The 25,638-nt window shown below is 49.5% G+C and carries 13 protein-coding genes; 4 read left to right on the plus strand and 9 right to left on the minus strand.

Features of this window, described 5'->3' with window-relative positions; all coding sequences use genetic code 11:
• Positions 1-176: 176 nt before the first annotated feature.
• A complete protein-coding gene (locus AAE250_RS13475) occupies positions 177-482 on the plus strand; it encodes an RNA recognition motif domain-containing protein (protein WP_294602943.1) in 306 nt (101 codons plus the stop codon).
• 73 nt (positions 483-555) lie between these two features.
• Positions 556-1,053, plus strand: a complete 498-nt coding sequence (locus AAE250_RS13480; RefSeq protein ID WP_294602947.1) for a cold-shock protein — start codon at positions 556-558, stop codon at positions 1,051-1,053.
• Positions 1,054-1,090: 37 nt separating this feature from the next.
• On the opposite strand, the gene AAE250_RS13485 is transcribed toward AAE250_RS13480, so the two are convergent.
• From AAE250_RS13485 to AAE250_RS13520, 7 genes are all read right to left on the minus strand, one after another.
• Complete coding sequence (locus AAE250_RS13485) at positions 1,091-2,215, minus strand: galactose-1-epimerase (RefSeq protein WP_294602950.1); 1,125 nt, start codon at positions 2,213-2,215, stop codon at positions 1,091-1,093.
• A gap of 24 nt (positions 2,216-2,239) precedes the next feature.
• Positions 2,240-4,528, minus strand: a complete 2,289-nt coding sequence (locus tag AAE250_RS13490; RefSeq protein WP_294602953.1) for a GH92 family glycosyl hydrolase — start codon at positions 4,526-4,528, stop codon at positions 2,240-2,242.
• Entirely contained in the window at positions 4,525-7,005 is a 2,481-nt protein-coding gene (locus AAE250_RS13495) for a glutaminase domain-containing protein (RefSeq protein ID WP_294602956.1), read from the minus strand. The genes AAE250_RS13490 and AAE250_RS13495 overlap by 4 nt, the downstream gene beginning before the upstream one ends.
• 328 nt (positions 7,006-7,333) lie before the next feature.
• Positions 7,334-9,334, minus strand: coding sequence for a family 43 glycosylhydrolase (locus tag AAE250_RS23645; protein ID WP_446715757.1), 2,001 nt, complete (start codon positions 9,332-9,334; stop codon positions 7,334-7,336).
• Positions 9,335-9,418: 84 nt separating this feature from the next.
• Positions 9,419-10,126, minus strand: coding sequence for a DUF3823 domain-containing protein (locus AAE250_RS13510; protein WP_294602959.1), 708 nt, complete (start codon positions 10,124-10,126; stop codon positions 9,419-9,421).
• A 19-nt stretch (positions 10,127-10,145) separates the two neighbouring features.
• Positions 10,146-12,032 (minus strand): RagB/SusD family nutrient uptake outer membrane protein, encoded by a 1,887-nt coding sequence (locus AAE250_RS13515; RefSeq protein WP_294602972.1) that lies wholly within the window; start codon positions 12,030-12,032, stop codon positions 10,146-10,148.
• 7 nt (positions 12,033-12,039) lie between these two features.
• Positions 12,040-15,240 (minus strand): SusC/RagA family TonB-linked outer membrane protein, encoded by a 3,201-nt coding sequence (locus AAE250_RS13520; RefSeq protein WP_294602961.1) that lies wholly within the window; start codon positions 15,238-15,240, stop codon positions 12,040-12,042.
• Between the two features lie 354 nt (positions 15,241-15,594).
• On the opposite strand from AAE250_RS13520, the gene AAE250_RS13525 reads away from it, so the two are divergent.
• Complete coding sequence (locus tag AAE250_RS13525) at positions 15,595-19,206, plus strand: glycoside hydrolase family 38 N-terminal domain-containing protein (RefSeq protein ID WP_294602963.1); 3,612 nt, start codon at positions 15,595-15,597, stop codon at positions 19,204-19,206.
• 846 nt (positions 19,207-20,052) lie between these two features.
• Here AAE250_RS13525 and AAE250_RS13530 read toward each other — a convergent pair.
• The gene (locus AAE250_RS13530; RefSeq protein WP_294602966.1) at positions 20,053-21,867 is read right to left on the minus strand and encodes a glycoside hydrolase family 2 protein; all 1,815 of its coding nucleotides are present in this window, start codon (positions 21,865-21,867) and stop codon (positions 20,053-20,055) included.
• A 100-nt stretch (positions 21,868-21,967) separates the two neighbouring features.
• Positions 21,968-23,059, minus strand: coding sequence for a glycoside hydrolase family 43 protein (locus tag AAE250_RS13535; protein WP_294602969.1), 1,092 nt, complete (start codon positions 23,057-23,059; stop codon positions 21,968-21,970).
• A gap of 468 nt (positions 23,060-23,527) precedes the next feature.
• On the opposite strand from AAE250_RS13535, the gene AAE250_RS13540 reads away from it, so the two are divergent.
• Positions 23,528-25,585, plus strand: a complete 2,058-nt coding sequence (locus tag AAE250_RS13540; RefSeq protein ID WP_294602094.1) for a beta-L-arabinofuranosidase domain-containing protein — start codon at positions 23,528-23,530, stop codon at positions 25,583-25,585.
• Positions 25,586-25,638: the final 53 nt, after the last annotated feature.

The following is a 25,638-nucleotide window of genomic DNA, read 5'->3' on the forward strand; positions in this document are numbered from 1 at the left end:
AATCATGAAATAAAATATGGTTCTTCAATTTATTGTGTTACCTTTGCCCCCAGAGTTTGAGAATTGAATCATTATCGTATAGTTCTTCTTTTAATAGAATAGTATTATTAAGCGGGTCTCTTCTGTAATTATCCTCCTCACTCCAAATTTATTATTTATTTAAATTACAATTTCAAATGAACATTTACATTTCAGGTTTAAACTTCAACACAACTGATGCTGATTTAAACGATTTATTTTCAGAGTATGGAGAAGTATCTTCAGCCAGAGTAATTACAGACAGAGAAAGCGGAAGATCCAGAGGATTTGCATTCGTAGAAATGTCTGACGATACAGCTGCTCAAAAAGCTATTGACGAACTGAACGGTGCTGAATATGACCAGAAGGTTATCACAGTAAACGTTGCACGTCCCAGAGAAGAAAGACCTAGAGGTGGTGGAAACCGCGACAGAAGAGGCGGCTACAACTCCAGAAGATATTAATATTCTTACGTTACAAAATAGGAGGTTAAGCACCTCCTATTTTTTTATAAACTAATTTAATAATATAGACTACATGGCTAAATCCATCACCGCAGACAAGCGTGAAAACGAAAAGAAAAGACTCGCCAAGCGAGCCGAGAAACAGAAAAAGAAAGAAGAAAAAAAGCTATCCAGCAAGAGCACCTTCGACGATATGATAGCTTACGTCGATGAAAACGGAATGCTCACCTCTACTCCCCCCGATGAGAACATCAAAAAAGAAGAGATAAAGTTAGAAGAAATCATTATCTCAACCCCCAAGAAAGAAGACGAAGAACCTGTTATCCAGAGAGGTCGGATCGAGTTCTTCAACACATCCAAAGGCTTCGGATTCATTAAAAGTCTTTCAGGAGTCGAAAAATACTTTTTCCACATCAATAATGTGCTTACCGATATTACAGAAGGCAATATCGTGACATTCGATTTGGAGCGTGGCCCCAAAGGGATGAATGCGGTAAATGTTGCTAAAGAAAAGGCTCCTGTAGAAAAGCCTTCCACAAAGGTAGAAAAGGAGACTGAGACAAATATATAAAAAAAAGAGGGCATGCCCTCTTTTCTTCGTAATGCAATCATCGTGAAAACTTAAAGATACAATGACTGTTGTATTTCTCACCCGGCCGTAACACTACCGAAGGCCAATCCGGCTTATTGGGCGAATCGGGATAATGTTGCGTTTCAAGACACACGGAAGCACGCTGGTTGTAGGTAATACCTTTCTTTCCGGTCTGAGTTCCATCCAGGAAGTTGCCCGAGTAGACCTGAATACCCGGTTCGTCGGTGTATACATCCAGTGTAATGCCCGTCTTCGGAGATTGGAGCGTAGCGGCTTTGCGAGAGATGTCACCCTTGGCATTCAGCACCCAGTTATGGTCGTAACCCTGACCATTCTTCAACTGCACAAAATCATAATCCGAGATGCGCAATCCTACCGGAGTAGGTGTACGGAAATCCATCGGAGTACCTTCTACAGGTGCAATCTCGCCGGTAGTCATAAAGGTACTGTCCACCGGAGTGTAATAATCGGCATCAACCGTCAGCAGATGATCGGCATTGCTGGCAGCGTCTCCGTCGAGGTTGAAATAAGAATGGTTGGTCATGTTGACGACAGTCGGACGGTCTGTCTCCGCTTCGTAGCGGATGTCGATGGCATTGTCATCGGTCAGTTCCATAAAGACCCTGCAAGTGATGTTTCCCGGAAAACCTTCCTCACCATCCTTAGCCAGGTAAGTGAGTTCCAACTTCTGCGGACTTGTTTGCAAAGCATCATACACCTGATACTGGAAGCCTTTGGGGCCTCCGTGCAGGCAGTGCCCGTAATTGTTGTGCGGCAACTGATATTCCACACCGTCGAGCGTAAACCGTCCCTGATTGATACGGTTAGCATAGCGGCCGATGCTGGCGCCGAAGTCCGACGGCTGGCTGATATAGTCCTGTATGGAGTCGAAGCCAAGCACTACATCGCGCATGTTCCCATCCTTGTCGGGAACCATCACAGATACGATACGTCCGCCGAAGTTGGTAACACATACTTCCATATTATTCTTGTTGCGGAGTACGTACAAGTCGGTTTTCTTTCCATTCACTTCAGTCTGGAAATTACTCTTCAGCAGACCGGACTCGGTAACCTCCACCTTCGTTCCGGCGCAAGCGGCTACCAAAAGGGCACCGAGTGCCCACATTACTACTTTCTTCATCGTATATCAAATTTTATCAGATACTTATTTGTTCACCTCCCTTGAGAATGAATACGGGAAATCCGTTTCACGTGTGCCTCTCTGCTTGTTGGGCCGAGACGACATTTTCATCATCACCTTTGCCCCGCCGGTCAGTTCCTCATGAGTCAGATAATTGCGGGATGTTGGTTTACCATTGACGGTCATCGAACTGATATAGCGATTCGTTCCGTCATTGTCCGGTGCGCTGATAGTGACCGTCTTTCCATTCTCAAGGTGAAGCTTCATCTGTTTGAAATAGGGAGTACCCAGCACATACTGGTCGGTTCCCGGACAAACCGGATAGAAGCCCATCGCCGAGAACACATACCATGCCGAGGTCTGACCGTTGTCTTCATCGCCACAATAACCGTCCGGTGCGGGTGTATAGAGTTTATCCATCACCTCGCGTATCCAGTACTGAGCTTTCCAAGGCTCGCCGGAGTAGTTGTACAGGTAGAGCATGTGCTGAATGGGCTGATTGCCATGTGCATACTGCCCCATATTCATAATCTGCATTTCGCGGATTTCGTGGATTACACCACCGTAATAACTGTCGTCGAATACCGGCGGCAGGATAAATACGGAATCCATCATCTGGTTGAACCCGTCCTTTCCTCCCATCAGGTCTATCAGTCCCTGCGGATCGTGGAAGACAGACCACGTATAGTGCCAGCTGTTTCCTTCGGTAAAGGCGTCTCCCCACTTCAAGGGATTGAAGGGCGACTGGAATTGTCCGTCGGCATTTTTGCCACGCATCAGTTTGTGCTCCTTGTCGTAGAGGTTCTTGTAGTTCATGGCACGCTTGGCATAAACGGCAATCTCCGCTTCCGGCTTGTGCAGCGCCTTACCCAACCGGTAGATGCACCAGTCATCGTAAGCATACTCCAACGTGCGGGCAGCATTCTCATTGATGCCGACGTTGTAGGGCACATACCCCAGCTTATTATAGTACTCATATCCCAGTCTTCCGGTAGAAGAGACCTGCGGATGAACGGCATTCGCTCCGTGCTGAACCGCCTCCCAAAGGGTTTCGATGTCATATCCTTTCAGCCCTTTCAGATAAGCGTCGGCTACGATGGAAGCGGAATTATTGCCCACCATGCAGCCTCTGTGTCCGGGGCTTGCCCATTCCGGCAGAAATCCGCTTTCTTTATATGCATTGACCAGTCCTTCCTGCATCTTCTCGTTCATAGAAGGATACATCAGATTCAGGAACGGGAACAGGCAACGGAAAGTATCCCAAAAACCGGTATCGGTGAACATATAACCCGGCAACACCTGCCCGTTATAAGGGCTGTAGTGTATCGGTGCGCCTTGGGCATCCAGTTCATAGAAGCTGCGGGGAAACAGAACCGAGCGGTACAGGCACGAATAGAACGTGCGCAGATGATCCCAATTGTCATCCTCCACCTCGATGCGTCCCAACACTTTGTTCCATTCCTGGCGGCCTTTGGCGGCTACCGTTTCCAAGTCATCCTTTTTCAGTTCTTTCAGGTTCTGTTCCGCCTGCTCGGGGCTGATGAAAGAAGAAGCTACGCGTACGTTCACCGTCTCCCCTTTCTTGGTGGAGAATCCGATGATGCCGCCTGCATGCTTGTCATTGGCTTCCAACTCTCCCGGACGGATATTGCCGTTGCTGACTGCCGCCGTAAAAGTAAACGGCTTGTCGAATACCAGTACGAAGTAATTCTTGAAGTTCTCGGGTACGCCGCCGTTATTCTTGGTGGTATAACCGACGATCTTGTTTTCTTCGGGAATCACTTTCAGGTACGAACCGCCGTCCAGTGCGTCCACCACTACATAAGAGTCTTTGCTCTCGGGGAAGGTGAAGCGGAAGATGGCAGCACGGCTGGTCGGTGCAAACTCGGTGGTGATGTCATGATCGGCCAAGTATACCTTATAATAATAGGGTTTGGCTATCTCCGCCTTGTGCGAAAACCAACTGGCACGCTGGTCTTCATCGAATACCATCTTGCCGCTGACGGGCATAATGGCAAATTGTCCGTAGTCATTGATCCACGGACTGGGCTGGTGTGTCTGTTTGAAGCCTCTTATCTTGTCGGCATCGTACGTATAGGCCCAGCCGTCTCCCATTTTTCCGGTTTGCGGCACCCAGAAGTTCATTCCCCAGGGCAGGGCGATGGCGGGATATGTGTTTCCCGTAGACAGGGCATGCTTGGACTGTGTGCCGACCAGCGGACTGACATAGTCCACCGGTTCGGTTACAGTTTTAGCCAAAGCACTGAACGAAACACCCAGCACACCTATCAATAATAGTGCTATCTTTTTCATTTATTCAGTTTCCCTTCAAGCATTTTGATATAGTATCCGCCTACTACGGAACGGGCTTGGAAGCCGCGCTGCGTGGGGCTGTCGGTGAATACCCAGTCGGACATCGGTACGCGGGTAGTGGTTTCGTTCATGAACAGGTAGACCGGGTCGATGAACTTCTCGAAAGTAGCCTTGTCCGGAGCCAGGGTGGCTGTCCACATAATCCAGTCGGTCTTGGTATACGTTTCGCGATTGTCCAGCGGCAGACCATATTTGTTCTGCTTACCGAGGTAGTAGAGGATCTCTTTCTGTGCAACAGTTTCGGGGAATATACCCAGGTTCATCAACTTGTCCCATACCAGGTTGTACTTCTGACTCCAGGTTCCGGGTTTGTCGAAGGTCAGGCGGTAATGATCGCCGTCATCGGCCATCTTCACCCATTCGGCAGCCATTTCTTTGGCTTTCTGCGTATATTTCTCGGCTACCTCTTTCTTGCCCAGCATATCGGCCAGATAACCATACGAAGCAACACCGAGGATGGCTTTGATAGACAGGTTGGTGTTGTGTGCAAAGTGTCCGGCAAAGTCGTCCGTACACAATTGGTTCTCCGGATCGAGCCCATACTCTGCCAAGTAGTCGGTCCAGGTAGTCAGTACGTCCCAATGCTTCTGTGCATAGTCGGCATTCTTCTCCATGGCGGCAATGGCAGCAGTCAGTATAAGCATGTTACCGGACTCTTCGAGCGGCATGTCGCCACCATAGGTCTGACCGTTTGCCATCGGATAAGTACCTACATCGTGGGCGGCAAAGGGCTTGTTCCACTTTCCGCTTTCGCTGTAATAGAAGATGTGGTTCATCAGGGCTTTGGCCAGTTCGGGATTATAGAGCAGGAATATGGGGGCAGAAGGGTAAGTGATGTCCACCGTACCGATAGAACCGTTGCTGAAGTTTTCTTTCGAGAAGAACAGCAAGTCTTTGTTCGGAGCCTCTACCAGTTTGTGGGCAGCAATGATTTGTCTGTAAGCCAGTGCACAGAGTTCGGCATATTTGCGTCCACCGGCTTCGGTAGCATCTTTCATCAGTTTGGCATCGAAGGCGGCAGACTTGTTCATCAGGCTCTTATATTCCTTCTCGGCTTTCTGGAACTGCGACAGAATAGTTTCGCTGCCGTTGCGGTTCCAGTAGGGACGCAGGTTTTCGCCAAAGTATTGGATGGAGTAGATATCATCGTACCCCAGCAGCAAGTGGCCTTCGGCCTTTTGGGTTTCGCCCAGCGTGTATACCAGCGCCAGTTTGTCATGTCCTTCGGTTGCCGATGTAGCCAGCGCTCCGTCGATGAAGCTCTTTCTCATGGCCTTTCCGTCGCCGGTGGCGCAGGTGCTGTTTGCCTTGTCGGCTGCCATATAGAAGTAACCCCAGTCAATGCGTACGTCGTCGCCTTTCTTGCCCAAGATTTCCTGGTTGCGGCTTCCGGTTTTCAGATAAGCCATGTCGCCTTCAGTAAAGGTTTCGGCCACTGCTTCCTGGTAAGGCTGGTCGAGCGCCCATTGCGGAGCGGCTTCAAAGTAGAACTCTACCTGGTGCTTCTTACCGTCGTTGGCTACTACTTCGTACGTCAGGTAGTTCACGGGACGGGACATCAGGTCCAGATTATCCATGAAGAGCGGGGCGGTGAATGTCAAGTTCAAGTCTACCGGACCGCAAGTGAATGCGTACTTCGTCTGCATGGCTTGCACGTCTACCGATTTCTGCACGGCAGTCTGGGGGAAGTATTGGGTATTATCCTGCTCTACCAGCAGACCGAAGTCTATCAAGCCATTGCCCACGCGGTTGTAGCAAGATGCTGCAATCAGGTTCTGGCCCTGCTTCAGGGTGGCTACGGCTTCGTCGGACAGCTTGGTGCGTACGTGTTTCTTTGCCGCGTTTCCGGTATCGGCCACTTTCACACCGTTCACGTAGATCACGGCATCATCATCGTGCGAATATTCCAGGTATACGTTCTTGCCTTGCAGGTCGTCCTGTATATCGACGTTGCGACGTACCCAGATGCATTCTTCGCCCCACTGCGTACGTGCGGTGCCTTCATTTTCCATCGTTCCGAAGGCTCCTTCGCCCTCCTTCCAGGCGGCATCGTTGAAGCCGGCATTCTGCCAGCCGTCTGCGGGTTTCTTGGTGGTATACTTGCCGCGCCACTGTCCTTGTTCGGAGGTCTTTACAATCGGAGTTAGCTCCAGTTCTTCTGTTCCCATAAAGCGATAGATTTCACCATCTACCTTGACCACGCCAATCAGCGGAAAGTCCTTGCCGGTCCAGTGTTTCACAGATCCGTCGTACAAATTGTCGGTGAAGGCCCATGCGCTGGTGTATGGGTCGATGGTTACCAGCGGGTAGGCCGGTGCGCGCAGCTCACTTTTTTCGCTGGCGATGTTTTCAGGTGCTCCACAGCTGCTCAATACAGCCGTTGCGCCCAGAAGCAGAGTGGATAATCTTAGTTTCATAATCTCAAAGGTTACATTTTTTATATTTACAGTTAATAATTTCATGGGGAACGGAACTCCCGCGACGCCGTCGTTGCTAACATCTATTAGTAATAGAGCTCTTTTGGCGCTGTCACATTAACAGCCGTTAGCAATAGAGCTCTTTTGGCGCCACCGCGTTAACATTCGTTAACAATATAGCTCCCGTGGAGGCTTCCGTCGTCAAGGAAGGGTCCCCGAGAGCTCCCGTGGAGGCTTCCGTCGTCAAGGAAGGGTCCGCTGGAGCTCCCGTGGAGGTGTCCGTCGTCAAAGAAGGGTCCGCTGGAGCTCCCGTGGAGGTGTCCGGGCATCATTTCGTAGTTGCGGCGCAAGATTCCGGCTTCGCGACCACCTGCATCAGCGCCGGGCATCCGCTTGCATCATAGCTCTCCATTACTCCGTCGGGACAGGGCACGGCGGCATTCTTAAACGTCAGGTTACGCTTCTTGTCGCGGTGCTGCCAGGCAGTATCGATGTTACGACGCAGCCACTCCAGATACTGGGGCTGGTTGCCGTCTTCTATCAGACGTATGATGTATTGTGCAAAGATGGCTGCGTAAATCCCCTGCTCTATTCCGTTCTTGAAAGGCAGAAGGCCGTCGGCATCGCACATTTCGCGGCGCACATGGTCGGCAGCCAGGATGGCTTCTTTCAGATAAGACTCTTCGCCCGTTGCTTTATAAAGCATCACGGCGGAACCGATAAAGGTAGCCTGATTGTAAAGTTGTGTCGTCCAGTCAATGTCCATGCTGTTCTGCCGTTGGAAGTGATAGTGCATATTGTCCGCCACGCGTCCGTTCTTCTTGTCGAAGAAGACGCCGAGCGACCAGGCATAGATTTCTTTTGCCTTTTCCAGATAATCCGGGTCGTGAGTGATGTTATAAAGCGTCATGGCGCCTACTACCGTGGGGTAATTGATGCAGGACATCTTGCCGTCGTGCTTGAAGTTCCACCACATTCCTCCCCGTTCCTTGTCGTACGATTCTTTCCAGACATGATAGAAGCCGGAAGAGGCATGAGCGAGGTATTTCGGTTCGCCGGTAATCTCGTAGGCACGTGCCAGCGAGATAATCCACCACATCATATCGTCGTAGATGAACCATTCTATCTTATTATCCCAGTTGTATTTATCGTACTGTTCGTATCCGCCCTGGTAAATGTCTTCCATCAGCCGACGATATTCGGGGGACTTGGTACGCTTGTATGCGTTCATCACCATATCCCAATAAATGGCCTGCACCCATATAGCGGCACGCCCTTTCCCGTCCGAGGAGATGGCATACAGTTTCATTTCCGGGTTATAAAAGGCTGCGTTGAAGGCATCGAGGGCGGCAGTAGCCTCCTCCTTTGCTATGAACGGGGCATCTGCTTTTAGTGACGGAGTGCTTCCTGCCACGCTGGGCCATCCCTTCTGCCAGTCCACACGATCCATCATCAGAACTCTGCCTTCGGGATTGGCAACGCTCACGGCATGATAGAACATCCAGTCGGCACCCGCATCATCGGTCACAATCTCGGAGTTGTGTCCCGGTCCTACGAATGCTTCATTCTTCCCGATCAGGATTTCGTGATGATTCTCCATCATCGGCTTTCCCTTCTTGTCCACATAGGGGCCGAACAGGTTCTTCGATCTGCCGACAACCGTCGTATAAGTGCTGTTCAGTCCTTCGCAGCAGCGGCCGATGGAAGCGAACAGATAGTAATACCCGTCGCGTTTATGTATGTATGTACCCTCGTAAGCATCACCGGCTACCTGCACCGGACGGCTGTCTTTCTTCAACGCCAACCCGTCATCGGTCAGTTCGGCGCCATATATCCCGTGGAAACTTCCCCAGAACAAATACTTCTTGCCGCCGTCTTCTATGTAGAATGGGTCGATACAATTCTGAATACCTATTTCATTACTCCGGAACAATTTCCCTTTATCCGTGAAAGGTCCTTCCGGTTTATCGGCTTCGGCCACACCGATGCCACAAGTCCATTCCCCACCCCAAACGGACATTGAATAATACATGATATATTTGTTACCTATTTTATTTATATCGGGAGCCCACAAATTTCCTTTGGGCTCAAAGGTGGGACGGGTTTCTTTCGTAAAAGCAGTGCCGACCATCGTCCAGTTCACTAAATCCCGGGAGCGATGAATCGGAAGATTTCTTATATTCTCTGTTGCATAGAGGTAGTAATAGCCATCATCCGCCTTGATAACGGTAGGGTCCGGCAGGCTGTAGTTGACGACTGGGTTGGAGTATTGCTGCGCATTAGCAGAAATGCAAAAAAGAAGAGCTATGGATAATAACAACTTGTTCATGGTAGTATAGTTTAAGAATATCATCAAAAGAAGAAAGGGCATCGGAAAAGCCGACACCCTTTCCCTATTTAAAACAGATGTTATTTATTTCAAACGGAATACCTTAGAGTAGATACCCTGGTCTGATCCTTGCGGCCACAGGCAGATACGACCGAACAAAGTTCCCCTCTTCAGAGCTGTTTGGAACATTTTGTTGTCAGTGTAATCTCTGGAAGCAAAAGTATAGACTTTACCGGTTTCATTAAATTCACTCAAGTTATCGGTTTCGTCATAACGGTCTACGTTATGCTCTGCATCACTGAGGAACTGAGTGGTTCCCAACAAAATAAATACGCGGTCAATATTTGTACCTGCTATTTTGTTTACAGTGAACGAGGCATCGACTTTATTACCGTTCAGAGTCATCTGAGCATTTTCCACCAGATAATAAGGCATAACTTCTACATCCTGCGTAGCATGTCCCTTCAGATTTATTTCTATCGTATCACGTCCGGCAGACGACCAAGGACCATTACCGGATCTTGTAATCAACTGATATTGTCCATCAAAAATGCAGATAGAGAACTCTCCATTCTGATTAACAAATACTTCCACGGGGTCGTGTTTCTCATAACCACGCTGGTATAAATCTAACTTTACGGCGTCATTGCCACGTAGCTGCAAAGCCTCTCCCTGATAAACCACACGGCCTTTTATAAAGGATGTAGGTGCATCATAGTTATCTTTTGTACAACTTGCCAACGCCAAAGCCGACAAAACTGTCATTAAAAATATTTTAGATATTGTTTTCATATTCATTATCTTCTTTAGATTATTGGAATGGATTCTTCACTAACTTCGGATTATTGTTCAGCCAACCATTGTCTAATGTAGAATAATATTGAACATCGGTACACTTCAACGGTCTACGGTACAAATCCAAAACTTGCATGTCTTTTTCTATAAATGCCCATTTACCATCATTGGCATCGCCCGGAGCTACCACCAAATAGGGCCACAAGCCTCTACGCTGTGAAGTTTTGTTTCTTTCATCACCCGTCCAAAGTTTATCTGCTTCTACCCAGCGCTTCAAATCCCACCAGCGATGACCTTCGAAAGCAAATTCCACCTGGAACTCATGCATAATCTTTTCATGATCGATAGACGTCAAAGGCTGAATACCGGCACGGCTACGGACAGCATTGATATACTTCAAAGCATCTACATCTACATCATTACGGCTTAACTCCCAAGAGGCTTCTGCTGCAATCAGATATGCTTCTGAAATACGGAAGTAAACATTCCACATTTCTGAGCCACGACCAATAGTACCAGCAGACGGAGTTGCATCCAGATACTTACGAATATAGAAACCTGTACGGTTTATTTCGCGTTCATTACCATCGCCCGAGGGACCATCATTAGCTGTAATCAACTTACCATTTGCATCATAAGTGCTCCGGCGACCAATCTGTTCTACCCAAGAATTTCCATTCTTATTCAATTGACCAGCCTGCATCTCTATCGGCTTGCCATCAAATACAGAACCCGGATAAAGAATCGTTGCAGTCAAACGAGGGTCACGTTCCAAGAACAGTTCAGTAGGATTGTTATAGAAAACAGGATTTTCAAGACTGCCTACATTGAAAGGAACAGCCGTTCCGCGTTGTTCTTCCGTAGCATTAATTGGTTCATAAGCCTCTACCAAGTTTAGCAGAGCTGAAATACGGCTGCTACCGTTATCCTGTGCAATACTCTTGGGCAACAGATTCTTTGTATATTGATGAGTCTGTCCCGGATAGATGTAATCGCGTGTCCAGATAACCTCAGTATTACCGTTCTTTTCACAAACAGCGTTATAGAAGTTATCAGCCAATGCCTCAACGGTACTATTATTAGTTGTCATCAACTTATAAGGAGAGGGAGTTCCATCGGCAGCTCCTTCAATCACCTCTTTGGCAGCTTTCAATGCTATCTCATAATACTCTTTTGCTTTGGATGCCGGAATACCGACTTCTCCACCGGCAGTTCTTAAACCGGGATGCTGTGCTTCAGTATTATAAGTGGCAAGTGAACCGGCAGTAATTGCAGCACGGGCTTCCAACATTTTAGCAACCCAGTAATTAGCACGGGCAGCATGTTCATTTGTCTGTTTAGACATCAACTCAGCAGCTTCGCGGCATTCCTTGATGATGTAATCATACATATCTGCCTCTGTCGAACGAGGTATCTGGATAGTGGTTATATCCATCCCCGGCGTATAGCCAAAGACTTCGTCTCCAACGATCGGCATTCCACCTAATCCACGTGACATACAGAAGTAAGTCCACGCACGGATATAACGTACCTCTCCGATATAGGCATTACGAGTTGCCTCATCAATCTCAGTACTTTCCTTAACGCCTACTAAGAATTGGTTCAAATTCCGAATCAGAGTATAGTCAAACGGACGCCACAAATTACGATCAATGGTTTCGTCACTTTTTGTATCAAAAGTTATAGCCTCATCCAGTACAGCCAAATCATCATGAGCATCAATACGCTGTCCCCAGGTAATACGCCCGTAAAAGTTTGCCAATACAGACTTCACAAGATTAGGATCACCATAAACGACATCCTGAGTCAAAATAGTATCTGGTTTAGTATCCAGAAAGCCACTACAACTGCTCAACGCCAGCATACCTGCCGTACAAGCAACTAAGATATATTTTCTTTTCATCATTCTACTAAAATTTAAGATTAACACCAATGTTTATTACGCGCGAAGTCGGATAATCCAAACCATTAGATGCGGCGGTCTCAGGGTCAATAATAGGAACTTTACTGATGGTGAGCAGGTTGGTACCAGACACATAAAAACGTAAGTTGTTAATACCTACTCTATTCACCAATACCTTCGGCAAAGTATATCCCAATTCGAAGTTACGCAATTTGATGTAAGTCACATTATGCAACCAGAATGTACTCTTCTCATAAGCACTTGTTTCAGCATTATCCAAACGGATAAGAGGATATTTACCGGGAATCAGTTCGCTCTCGGCATTCCATATATCTGCCAGATGCCATGCATCCTTAAATACTTCGGAAGGACTATTACCATCATTCTGGAACGGACGTGCCGTTTCATACTGTTGATGCCATGAAGTCATACCTGAACCAGTCCAGTCCATAGCAATATCGAAACCTTTCCATGCGGCCGACAAATTGATACCGAAGTTCAAAGTCGGAGTACCGTCACCACGATAACCGATAGGACGTTCGTCCATACTATTAATAACACCATCACCATTCACATCTTCATAAATGATATCACCGGGTACAACCGTTCTATTACCTTTTTTATCTATATCCACCGGATAAGTAGCAATCTGTTCCCAATCGGTGAAACGACCGATAGCCTTGTAACCCCAGTTGACATAGCCGACACGATGCCAGATACTGTTACGATATACATTCCAAGAGTTACTGAAACGAGTGTCGTACTGTTCCCAATCATAGAAACGAGAGAAAGTAATGTTACCACCTACACTATAGTGGAAATCATTAATATTATCAGACCAGATGGCAGACGCATCAAAACCTTTATGCATATCCGATTTCAAATTCTCCTTCGGCAAGCTAAAGCCGGCTTCAGAAGGAATCAACACATCATAGCGTGATTCTGAGATACCTGTACGCAAACGACGGAAATAGTCAAACTGTACATTCAAACGATTATTAAAGAATCCCATATCCACACCTATATCCAATGTCTTCGCCTTCATCCATGACAAAGTCTCATTGGGTAATCCGCGCGTTCCTGAACCAATCACCCATTTACCGTCAATAACAGCACCGCCATCAGCATAAGTATAGCCCGGCAAATAATCAAATGCACTATAATCAGCTACATTGTCATCTCCCATTACACCATAAGAACCGCGAACCTTCAAATTAGAGAAGATATCAGCAAAGCTGCTTTCCTTCCAGAAGTCTTCTTCTGAAACTCTCCATCCCAAAGAGAAAGAAGGGAAGAACCCCCAACGGTGTCCCGGTCTGAACTTCCACGAACCATCCCAACGTCCGATAAACTCAACCAAATACCTATCGTTGTATGCATAGTTAAGACGACCTAACCAACCCATACGGGCTTCCTTATTGTTACCGGTATCATTGTAAGTATCCATTTCCGGGAAACGAATCAAGTCCATATTATCAGCGACAGGAATAGAATGTACCTCTTGTTTAGGACGTTTGCGCTGACTTGCTTCAAAAGAAGCCACTGCATTGACATAATGCTTACCAAACTTACGGTCAAAATTCAACTGGAAGTTGGAGAACTGATCTTCCACCTCCTCACGGATACGCTGACGATAAGGGTTTCCCATATTAACGATAGTTGTATATTCATCAGTGGCTTCGTTATAATCGTATAACTTATACGGATATTCGTGAACATCTTTCTTCCAATAAGCAAAATAATAGCCGACCATACCCTTAGCTTTCAAACCTTTCAATAACTCATATTCAGCCGTAGCCTGCATCTGGATTACATGCCATACATCAGACAGATAACCGGCAGTCTCCTTATTGAAAATAGCAAAGTTAGTATTGTCATCCGTTGACGGTTTTGAAGGATAATCAGGATTACCATTGGCATACGGTCCTACAGTAGGCCAGTTCTTCATTGTGGCAAAACGCGGCAACCAATAATCATCGTCACCCGGAATACCCGGATTCTTCTTCGTTTCTATACGACCATTGACGGTAGCACCAATCTTAAAGCGCTCGTTAACGTTCATATCCATGTTCATCTGAATATTGGTACGGTTAAAACCTTCATAATTACGTATTGTAGCATCCTGTCCCACATGAGAAACAGAAGTATAATAATTGGCTTTATCAGAACCGCCGGAGAAACTGGCATTAACATAATACTGGGGAGCCGTATTCCAAATGTAGTCCGCCCAATCAAAACCTTGATAGTTTTTCTCTGTACCTGCCATCCACTTATCATATTCCGATCTGTTGTATCTACGGTCGGTATCACTCTTACCAGCCCAGGTTTCGGCTGCTACATAAGCAGTGACGTAATCTTTAGCTTTAGACGGCTTGATAAAACGTGAATTGTCCTGCCAGCCATAATAAGCATTTATTGCAACTGTATTACGTTCGTTACGATGTCCTTTTTTAGTAGTAACAACGACTGCACCATTAGCTGCACGCATACCATAAATTGCTGCAGAAGCATCCTTAAGTACTGAAATCGATTCAATGTCATTATAATTAATCTGGTTGAACTGTCCGCCATCGGAAACAACACCATCAATTACATATATCGGATCTCCCATGTTACGGATTTGCAAGGCTGCAGCCACACCAGGACGTCCGTCCGTCTGACGGGTATTGATACCGGCAATCTTACCAATCAACGCGCCTGCCGAAGTAGTAGAATTAGAGCGCTCAATGTCTGTTGATTTAATAGCAGTAATTGCACCCGTTAATGACGCTTTCTTCTGAGACATACCGAAACCGGTAATAACAACCTCATCCAGCACTTTAGCATCTTCCTTCAAGGTAACGTTAATCGTGTTGGACGCTCCAACAGTCACCTTTTGGGTCTGATAACCGATGAAAGAGATTTCGATAGTGGCATTTCCGTTGACTGCCAACGTAAATGCACCGTCGATGTCGGTAATGGTACCGGTGGTACTTCCTACCATTTTCACATTAGCACCAATCACCGGCTCACCATTAACATCGACAACCACACCTTTCACGGTACGTTGCTGTTGAACCGAATTTACTGTCAATACAGTCTCCGTAGCAGGATTGCCCGCACTGGCGAAACTGTACGTACTTGGCAAGAGCGAGAAAGCAACCATACACGGTATGCTCCACATTTTGCTACGACTTGTGAGCCAAAACAATTGTTCCTTTTTACACATAGTACATAAATTTAATTATAGGTTTATTCAAAAGAGTCTAAAGTATAAAAGCATCGTACATCATCAATCGCTGCTTTATAATAAGGTAGGCAGGGGGATGCGTTCCATAGTATTTGCTTCATAAATTAGAGACAGTGCAAAGGAAGGTTATTCTTTATTAACCGTGTGAAAGAATCTGTTCAATAAACAAAAGAAACTATTCTTTCCATTCATTAAATATCGGCCACAGATAGTCCAGGGGCAACTCTGAACAGATTCTTTTGTTTATTGAACAGATTCTTTCATACTCTTACCCGTGAATTGATGACCTTTGTAACATACAATCTTATTTATTAACAAATAAAACAGCTGCACATGAAATTACACATTGCCATGCTGCTATCTGCCGCAATGCTGTCCGGAGGAGCCACATACGCCCAGGACACCGTACCGGATAAACCGAAAGCGAAAGCCTATATGGTGGCAGATGCACATCTCGACACCCAGTGGAACTGGGACATTCAAACCACCATCAAGGAGTACGTATGGAACACCATCAGCCAGAATCTTTTCTTGCTGAAGAAGTACCCCAACTATGTATTCAACTTTGAGGGCGGAGTAAAGTACGCCTGGATGAAGGAGTATTATCCCGACCAGTACGAGGAAATGAAAGAGTTCATCAAGAAGGGACGCTGGCACATTTCCGGCAGTAGCTGGGATGCCACCGACGCACTGGTGCCTTCCACCGAGTCGTTCATCCGCAACATTATGCTGGGACAGCAATACTACCGCAAGGAATTCGGCGTGGAAAGCACGGACATCTTCCTGCCGGACTGCTTCGGATTCGGCTGGACGCTCCCCACGGTTGCCGCCCATTGCGGACTGATAGGGTTCTCCTCGCAGAAGCTGGACTGGCGTATCAACCCCTTCTACGGCAAAAGCAAGCACCCCTTCACCATCGGACTGTGGAAAGGAGTCGACGGTTCGACCATCATGCTGGCACACGGCTACGACTATGGCAAGCGTTGGAATGACACAGACCTGTCCGAAAGCAAAGAGCTGGAAAACCTTGCAGGGCGCACGCCGCTCAACACCGTTTACCGTTATTATGGTACGGGAGACATAGGCGGCTCACCCACCATCGGCTCCGTACGCTCGGTAGAGAAGGGATTGAAAGGTAACGGCCCGGTAGAGATTATCAGCGCCACCAGCGACCAGTTGTTCAAAGACTACCTTCCTTATAACAGCCATCCCGAGCTGCCCGTCTTCGACGGCGAGTTGCTGATGGATGTCCACGGAACAGGCTGCTACACCTCGGAAGCCGCCATGAAGCTCTACAACCGCCAGAACGAAAACCTGGGCGATGCCGCCGAACGGGCTGCCGTAGCCGCCGAATGGATGAACCGCGCCGCTTACCCCGGCCATACGCTCAACGAAGCCTGGAAGCGCTTCATCTTCCATCAGTTCCACGACGACCTGACGGGTACCAGCATTCCGCGCGCCTACGAGTTCTCCTGGAACGATGAACTGATTTCCCTGAAGCAATTCTCCGGCGTACTCACCGCCTCGGTGGACGGAGTGGGCCGGGCGCTGGACACACGCGTAAGCGGCATCCCCGTCGTACTATATAACGCACTGGGATTCCCCGTTTCGGACATTGCCGAAGTAGAAATAGAATTGCCGAAAGCTCCGAAAAGCGTCACCGCCTACGATGCCAACGGCAAGAAGGCAGCCGCACAAATCGCAGGCTACCAAGACGGAAAGGCCCGGATACTGATAGACGCCACCGTTCCGGCAACGGGATATGCCGTTTATGATATCCGCACTTCCGGAAGCGCCGCAGAGCAGGCACCCGTCAGTGCCCGTACCCTGGAGAACTCCCTCTACAAGCTGACTTTGGACGAGAACGGCGACATCACTTCCCTGACGGACAAGCAGGCAGGCAAGGAACTGGTGAAAGCAGGCAAAGCCATCCGCCTGGCTCTCTTCACCAAGAACGAGTCCTTCAACTGGCCCGCGTGGGAGATAATGAAAGAGACCACCGACCGCGAACCGGTGTCCATCACCGACGACGTGAAAGTAACGCTGGTAGAGAACGGCGACCTGCGCAAGACACTGTGCGTGGAGAAGCGTTACGGTGAATCCGTCTTCCGCCAATACATCCGCCTCTACGAAGGCAGCCGCGCAGAGCGCATCGACCTCTACAGCGAAGTGGACTGGCAATCGACCAACACCCTGCTGAAAGCCGAGTTCCCGCTAAGCATTGCCAACGAGAAGGCCACTTACGACCTGGGCATAGGCAGCGTGCAACGCCCCAACAACACCCTGACCGCCTACGAAGTATATGCACAGCAGTGGGCCGACCTGACCGACCGCGACGGCAGCTACGGCGTATCCGTGATGAACGACAGCAAGTACGGCTGGGACAAGCCCAACGACAACACCCTGCGCCTCACCCTGATACACACACCCGCCACGCGCAACAACTATACGTACCAGAACCGTCAGGACTTCGGCTTCCACACCTTCACCTACAGCCTGGTGCCCCACCGGGGAGCGCTGGACAAACCCGCCACCGTGGAGAAAGCCGAGATGCTGAACCAGCGCCTGAAAGCCTTCCGCACCGCCAAGCACCGCGGCACAGCCGGACGCAGCTTCTCATTTGCCTCATCGAGCAACCGCAACGTGCTGATTAAAGCACTGAAGAAGGCGGAAGAATCGGATGAGTACGTAGTACGCGTCTACGAAACCCAAGGCGAGAAGGCACAAAACGCCACGATCACCTTTGCCGGAAACATCCTCGCCGCCGCCGAAGCAAACGGTACGGAAAAGACCATCGGCAACGCCCGCTTCGACGGCAACCAGCTGAAAGTGAGCATCGCCCCCTACTCCGTCAAGACCTTCAAAGTACGCCTCGCGCCGTCCGGCTATGCTACCGATGAGCTAAAGCAGACCGTGCTGCCTCTTCGCTTCGACCGCAAGTGCGCCTCATACAACGCGTTCCGCGGCGAGGGCGACTTTGAATCGGGTTATTCCTTTGCCGCCGAGCTGCTGCCCGACGAGCTGACCACCGATCGCGTACTCTTCCGCCTGGGCGAGAAAGAGGTAGCCAACGGAATGACTTGCAAGGGCGATACCCTGCAACTGCCCGCCGGATACAACCGCCTCTACTTCCTCGCCGCCTCTACCGAAGGCGACAATACCGCCGAGTTCCGCGCAGGCAAGCAGACGGCTACGTTCGTGGTTCCGTCCTACACCGGCTTCATCGGCCAATGGGGACATAAGGGACATACGGAAGGTTATCTGAAGGAAGCCGAAATAGCATACGTAGGTACGCACCGCCACGCAGCGGATGGTGACCAGGCTCATGAATTCACTTATATGTTCAAGTTCGGCATGGACATTCCGAAGGGAGCTACTTCCGTCATCCTGCCCCGCAACGAGAAAGTGGTACTGTTTGCCGCCACGCTGACGCAGGAAGACGAGCCTGCCGCCACGCCTGCCTCTACTCTGTTCCGCACTGCCAACCGTAGCAACGTCGCTTCCGCTGCCGGTAGCCAAGCCATTACAGGCGAGAATCTGCTGAAGGGCGCCCGCATCACAGGCTACTCCGGCTTCACCAATGACAAGGAAAAGCCCGAATTCATGATAGACGGCGACACGAACACCAAATGGTGCGACATTTCGCAAACTCCCAACTACGTGGACTTTGACCTGGGAGAAGCGAAGAATCTCAAAGGCTGGAAGATGGTAAATGCCGGACAGGAAGACCATTCGTATATCACCAACGCCTGTTTCCTGCAAGGAAAAGCCAACGCCAACGATGAGTGGACAACCCTCGACCTGATAGACGGCAATCATGCCAACGTCATCGCCCGTCCGCTGAATACCGAAGCACCCGTGCGCTACCTACGCCTGCTCGTAACCCGCCCCACACAGAGTGTAGGCGGAAGGGATACCCGTATCTACGAGCTGGAAGTATATTAATCGCACTTGCTCATAAAACCGAGTTTCAATTGGTTCACAATATGGGAACGAGGGCGTGTCAGAGTTTTGACATGTCCTCGTTTCTTTGTTTGCAAAGTACCAAACTGACACTTTGTATTTCAGACGCCTTCTCCCTGTCCTGTTTCCCTACCGATGCCGGGCAAAGCAGAAATATCCCATTCTCGCGCATTAGCCCGGAAGCCGAATAAAACATATTCTCCCGAATTACGTTCACTCCGACACTAATTTCTATCATTTAGTATCCTAACGCACATTCAGTCTTATTTTCTCTCTCAATCCGACACTTCCGTTCCATCTTTCGATGCTCTCAAACCAGCTCTCCCATCCTCTTCTTTTCCCCTCTTTTTCCCCTGAAACCGGTGTATCTATACTTCCCCCGTAAGAAACATATAGTCTTTTCACCCGAAACATATAGTCTGTTCACTCGAAACATATAGTCTGTTCACCCGAAACATATAGTCTGTTCACCTGAAACATATAGTCTGTTCACCCAAAACATACTTTCTGCCGCAGCATTTCGTATATTCCCCGCATAATATACAATATTCCTGCATATCTATTCTGCTGTTTATGCAACGATTCTCTGCTTCTCCCCTCATAGCGACACACCTGTGATAGCAAAAAGGCGTAATTGCTGTCCTTTTGCACACGAAACTATCCTTTTATATATCTTACATCTTCTTGCACATAAAAGAAAAAGGATGTGCCCTTAGATTGGCACATCCTTTCATTCACTATATGCCGCCTGCGCGACACATCTTTCTTACTAACATCGTTATCCTGCAACAACGATTTACCCAAAAACTTACCTTTCGTCGATACCTATTATCTATTCAAAGAATTACAAATCTGCGTATTGATAGCTTTTACCTTTTCTTCATTTACCTTGATCACCTTGCGGTCGTAGGTCATCAGTCCGTTCACTTCCATCTCCACATCCGTGGTCTGGGTGTAGACGGCAGCCGAGAAACCACGCGGGATGAGGCGGTAGAGTTGGTTGGCATAGTCCACATACTCCTTGGTCACTTCTTCGGGAGTGTTGAACTTCACATATCCCCAGTTATGGTTAGGCTCCCACAGATGGCCTTCGAGCGCCATGCCTATACCGCCATATTCGCCCAGCACTGTGGCACGGCCTGCATCGTAGAAGTCGAGCGAAGGATTGGGATAGTGGTGCAAATCCAGGATGTCGCCGCAAGGGAAGTGATTGCCACCGCTGGCAGGGTTCACCAGGCGACTCGGATCGTGCTTCTTGGTCCATGCCACAATTTCTTCGGTCTTGAACTGTCCCCAACGTTCGTTGAAGGGAATCCATACGCCGATGCACGGATAGTTGTACAGGCAGTCCATAATCTCTTTCCACTCCTTGCGGTAGTGATATTCCGATTCCTCCGAACGGTTCAGTTCGCTACCGGTGAAGTAGTTGTACATCTGCCATTCCGGTTCGCGGTCGCCGCTCGGCATGTCCTGCCAAACGATCATGCCTATCTGGTCGCAATGGGTGTACCAGCGTGCCGGTTCCACCTTGACGTGCTTGCGAATCATGTTGAAGCCGAAGTCTTTGGTCTTCTTGATATCATACACCAGCGCCTCGTCCGTGGGAGCGGTGTAGAGTCCGTCGGGCCACCAACCCTGGTCCAGAGGACCGAACTGGAAGATGTCCCGGTTGTTCAGTTGTAGGCGCACGATGCCGTCGGCGTCGCGACGGGTGGAGTACTTGCGCATGGCGGTATAGCTGTCTATCTTGTCGGTCACCCGACCGTTCTCCTTCAGTACTACCTCCATCGTGTAGAGGAAGGGAGAAGCCGGGCTCCACAACTTGGCATTGGCAGGCATACGGACGTCGATAGTTTGTCCGTTCAGTCCCTTGCCGGTAGCTACGAGTTGTTTGCCGTCGAATACTTTCACTTCTACTACGCCTTGGGGGCAGCAGGTGCTGGTAGCTACGTCTACCGTCAGCCGGTTGTGGTCGATGTCGGGCGTGGTGCGGAGGCTGGTGATATGATTATCGGCCACCGGTTCCATCCATACGGTTTGCCAGATGCCGGAGACGGCGGTGTACCAGATGCCCTCGGGACGGTTCACTTGCTTGCCGCGCGGCTGAGGACCGCGGTCGGTGGGGTCCCATACCTTTACTACCAGTTGGTTATCGCCTTTGGCGGCAAGGGCAGCCGTGATGTCGAGCGAGAAAGGGGTATATCCGCCGGTGTGCTCGCCTACCTTAACGTCGTTCACCCATACATCCGCTTTCCAGTCCACTGCACCGAAGTTCAGCATCACCCGCTTGCCGCGCCAGGCAGCAGGTACGGAGAAGGTACGCTGGTACCAGAGTTCCTTGTTCGGTCCGCACGTCTTGCCTACTCCCGAAAGGCTCGATTCTACGGCAAACGGAACCAATATCTGACCTTCGTAGGCAGAGGGCGCTGCGCCTCTCTCGGTGATGGCATAGTTCCACAAGCCATTCAGATTTTTCCACTCGCCGCGCTCCATCACAGGACGCGGATACTCGGGAAGTACATTCTCGGGGTTCACCTGTTCAGCCCACGAGGTTTTGATTTTGTCGCCCGCCGGATGCCACTGTGCTTGTGCCGAGACGCCCAGTGCGGCGGCTAAAACTGTAACTAAAATACTCTTCTTCATTGTATAAACTTTATATTAAACTGTTTGTTAAAGGCGTATAATCTCCCTGACAGGCGGATTTCCACTTGTCTATCTAAAAAACATTTCCTAATAAACTGACCTATTTCACCGGCGTTCCCGATGGTTTGGGCAATGGGACATCCAGCGCGACCGGCGTTCCCAAGTCCGGCATTCCTTCCGCATCCCAGCCTATCTTCTGCAATCGTATCGAGCGGGTTTCGGGGCTACCGGTATCGCCGTTCGTCACCTTCCGGGCATGGTAGAGCATGTACCACTCCGTGCCGTCGGGTGAGGGAATGAACGAAATCCCTCCCGGACCGTAGACTTCATTCTCGGGCACCTGCCGGAATACCGGAGTGGGATGTTTGGTCCATGATGACGGGTCCAGCAAGTCACTGTCGGCATCGGCTGTCAGCATTCCCAGGCAGTAATAAGGCGTCCACGAGCCACTGGCTGCATAATATATGATTATCTTCTTATTATCTTTGGAGTGGAAATACTGCGGACCTTCGTTCACATAGATGGGATAGGCCGTGCGGCTGCCGTCGGGGTTCACCCATTGACGTTCCCATTCATATTCCGGTTTCGAAATCATCACACGCGGGGTATCCAGCGTCCAGGGATTCTTCATCCGGGCAATGTAGATGCATTGGGTTTCGGCATTGCTGCGGCGCTTGGGCCAGCCCGACCATAGCAGGTAGTGCTCTCCGCGATGTTCGAAGGTGGTGGCTTGTATGCCCCAGTTCCATTCGGGGTTGGTCATGATGCTGCCTTTCAGCTTAAATTCTCCCTGCATCGGGTCGGGAGAAGTGTTCTCCAGTACATACAGTTGATGATTGTCCGTGTTGCCGTCGTCGGCAGCATAGTATATATACCACTTATTATCTATACGGTGTATCTCGGGTGCCCACAGATGGGAGGCCATGGAAGGGTCCTCCGGTTTCCACACTACTTTGCAGGTGGCATGCTCCATGTCGGTGATGTCGGACGTGGCCCAAAGCATGATCTTGTCTTCCGTGCCATGCGTATAATAGTAGGTGCCGTCGTGGAAAACAGCACTGGGATCGGTCCCTTCTGAAAACAGAGGATTCACATAAGTACCCGGCTCAGCCCCTGCATCTTCTTTCTTGCTGCTTTTGTTTCCGCAAGAGAAGCAGAGGAATAAAGTAATCAATAACAGGCATGTTCTCATAGTTCGATGTTTTAAGATGCTACAAAGAAAGAACTTTTTTATCAGACATAAGAGCAATATTGATTCAAGAAACAAAAGAATCTGCTCTTTTTTATGTTCAGGGCGGCTCAGGACGGGTATTAAGGGGAGAATTGGTTAGCAATTGCTATTTATTGAATGGTATGTGTTACGCTTCTCTTTCTGAAATTCGCCAACTTTGTGACGGATGTAAATGACAATTTAGCGTCGTGTGATAACAAGTGTATCTCAAACTCCTCCGCCTGAAAGGGGAGGTGCCCGCTTGCGGGCGGAGGGGTCTTACATAAATAGAAAGTAACTTTGTGCAAGTCCCTTCGGATGTGAAACCCCTCCGCCCTACGGGCACCTCCCCTTTCAGGCGGAGGAATTTGGGATACTCCGTAAATTCTCATTTACTCCCCATTTCGAAATGAACTATATTTAATAACCATCGTAAAAACACTTCAAAAGATGAAAAACTTGAAAGTAAGACTTGCCGGCGTTCTGCTTACTACCGGACTACTGGCAGCTTCCTGTACCACCGACCCTCTGTCGTCGGAAGTAACCATCGTCAATCGCCCCGATTGTTCACAAACCAACATCAGTTATGTAGGAAACCGCCAACCGCTGAAGCCGATGAACTTCCTGAAACTCCCGGTTGGAAGCATCCGCCCCGAAGGATGGCTGAAGAAATACCTGGAACTGCAAAAGAACGGACTGACCGGACACTTGAACGAAATCAGCGCCTGGCTTGCCAAAGACAACAACGCCTGGCTCACTACCGGCGGCGACCACGGCTGGGAAGAAGTGCCCTACTGGCTGAAAGGTTACGGCAACCTGGCCTATATACTGAACGATCCCCAAATGATAGCCGAAGCCAAAGTATGGATTGAAGGCGCCTTCGCCAGCCAGCAGCCCGACGGGTACTTCGGCCCCGTGAACGAACGGAACGGAAAGCGCGAACTCTGGGCGCAGATGATTATGCTGTGGTGCCTGCAATCTTATTACGAGCACTCCAACGACCCGCGCGTCCTCAGCCTGATGACCAACTACTTTAAATGGCAACTGACCGTGCCCGACGAACAATTCCTGGAAGACTACTGGGAGAACAGCCGCGGCGGCGACAACCTGCTGAGCGTATACTGGCTCTACAACCGCACCGGCGACGACTTCCTGCTGGAGCTTGCCAAGAAGATACACCGTAACACAGCAGACTGGACACGCCCTTCCTGGCTGCCCAACTGGCACAACGTAAATATAGCCCAATGTTTCCGCGAACCCGCCACCTACTACATGCTGACCGGAGACTCCGCTATGCTGAACGCCACCTATAACGTACAGCACCTGATTCGCCGTACCTTCGGCCAAGTGCCCGGCGGTATGTTCGGAGCCGACGAGAACGCCCGCATGGGATTCATCGACCCGCGCCAGGGTGTGGAGACTTGCGGAATGGTAGAACAGATGGCTTCGGACGAACTGCTGCTCTGCATGACCGGCGACCCGTCGTGGGCCGAGAATTGCGAGGACGTAGCATTCAACACTTATCCCGCTGCCGTGATGCCGGACTTCAAAGCATTGCGTTACATCACTTCGCCCAACCAGACCATCAGTGATGCAAAGAACCATCATCCGGGTATCGACAACCGCGGTCCCTTCCTGGCAATGAACCCCTTCAGCAGCCGTTGCTGCCAGCACAACCATGCACAGGGATGGCCCTACTATGCCGAGCATCTGATACTCGCCACTCCCGACAACGGAGTAGCCGCCGCCCTCTACGCCGCCTGCAATGCAACGGTGAAGGTAGGAACCGAAGGTAATGAAATCACCCTGCACGAAGAGACGAACTATCCGTTCGAGGAAAGCATCCGCTTCACCGTGAATACACCGGCGGCAACCACTTTCCCCTTCTATCTGAGAATACCGTCGTGGACGGAGAATGCCACAATCCTTATCAATGGAAAAGAAGTAGCCTCCAATCCCGAAGCCAGCAAGTATGCCTGCATCCGTCGCGAATGGAAGGACAACGACCAGGTTGAAATCCGTCTGCCCATGCAGCTGTCCATACGCACCTGGCAGGTGAACAAGAACAGTGTAAGCGTGGATTACGGCCCGCTCACCCTATCGCTGAAGATAGACGAAGACTACGTGCAGAAGGACAGCAAGGAGACTGCCATCGGCGACTCCCAATGGCAGGAAGGTGCCGACGCAAGCCAGTGGCCGACGTATGAAATCTATGCCAAGTCGCCCTGGAACTATGCCCTGGTGCTGGACAAGAACCAACCGCTGAAGAACTTCCAGGTGGTGCACAAGGCATGGCCTGCCGATAACTTCCCCTTCACCGTGGAAAGCGCACCAATTGAGGTAAAAGCTATCGGACGGAAGATACCTTCATGGACTATCGACCAGTACGGTCTGTGCAGCGAGCTCCCCGAAGCCGATGCACCGAAAGGCGAGAAAGAAGAAATCACACTGATACCGATGGGAGCAGCGAGACTGAGGGTATCGGCTTTCCCCAATACAAGAGAATAAATACCTTAAAACGACAATAGCATCATAAGAAGCAACATTAAATAACCCTATAA

This window comes from Bacteroides sp. GD17 (assembly GCF_038448625.1).
Classification (GTDB): Bacteria; Bacteroidota; Bacteroidia; order Bacteroidales; family Bacteroidaceae; genus Bacteroides.